General features: G+C 51.2%; 2 protein-coding genes. Both read right to left on the reverse strand.

The genetic code is table 11. The features are described 5' to 3' along the window. Positions 1 to 67, reverse strand: a 67-nt coding sequence (locus tag R8N28_RS27505) for a ParA family protein (protein WP_412079938.1), incomplete at its 3' end; no start/stop codon positions are given. An 8-nt stretch (positions 68 to 75) separates the two neighbouring features. Then, a partial coding sequence (locus tag R8N28_RS26110; protein WP_318183769.1) for a chemotaxis response regulator protein-glutamate methylesterase occupies positions 76 to 1,152 on the reverse strand: 1,077 nt, incomplete at its 5' end.

The following is a 1,152-nucleotide window of genomic DNA, read 5'->3' on the forward strand; positions in this document are numbered from 1 at the left end:
CTAGTGTCACTGTTGATGTGGTTTTACCTACCCCACCTTTTTGGTTAGCTACACTCCAAACGATCATGATTTATCCTACGCTAAACCCACTTCCACCAGCATGCGTTCTGCAATTCGGTCAAGAGGTAAATCTTCAGAAGAAATGCCCGCTTTAGCTACAGCTTGAGGCATGCCGTAAACCACACAGCTTTCTTCGTCTTGTGCCCAAATGGTTGAACCTGCCGATTTCAGCATACGCGCACCTTCTCGGCCATCTGCACCCATTCCGGTGAGCACCATAGAAAGCACTTTGTCGCCGTAAACTTTCGCCGCCGAGCCAAAGGTCACATCCACACACGGTTTGTAGTTCATGCGATCGCCGCCATCAATGATGCGAAGGCGAGCAGCACCTGCACGACCATCAATCATCATTTGCTTGCCGCCTGGCGCTAGGTAAGCCACGCCAGCTTGTAACACATCACCGTCTTGTGCTTCTTTCACTTGGATCTTACACAACGTGTTCAATCGACTTGCAAATGCCGCCGTAAATGTCGCAGGCATATGCTGAATCAGCACGATTGGATGTGGGTAGTTCATCGGCAGACGAGTAAGAATTTTTTGTAAAGCAACTGGGCCACCAGTGGATGTGCCAATCGCAGTTAACTGGTATTTCTTACCCGATGCGCGGAACTTGGTTGCTGCCGGTCGAGCCGGAGCCGATGCGGCAGGCGCAGCGGTTCTTGAAGCCAATGGACGCGCAGCACTAGTTGCAGCAGCTGGACGCGCTACAGGACGGCGCATGAAAGCACGCTTAGAGGCAATTTGAATGACACGTTGCTGAAGCAGCGAAACCGCTTCATCGCGGTTACGTGCAATATCTTCAAACTTCTTCGGTAAGAAGTCCAGAGCGCCAGCGTCCAACGCATCAAGAGTTGCTTTCGCCCCATCATGAGTCAGGGACGAAAACATCAGAATTGGCGTTGGAGATGCGGCCATGATTTCACGCACAGCCGTAATGCCATCCATAACTGGCATTTCAATATCCATGGTGATGACGTCCGGCTTGAGAGCTTTGGCTTTTTCGACCGCTTCTCTGCCATTTACCGCAACGTCAATCACTTCTAGGCGCGATTCTGAGTTGATGATTTCGCTCACGCGACGTCGGAAAAAACT

Source organism: Vibrio sp. Vb1554, from assembly GCF_033344235.1.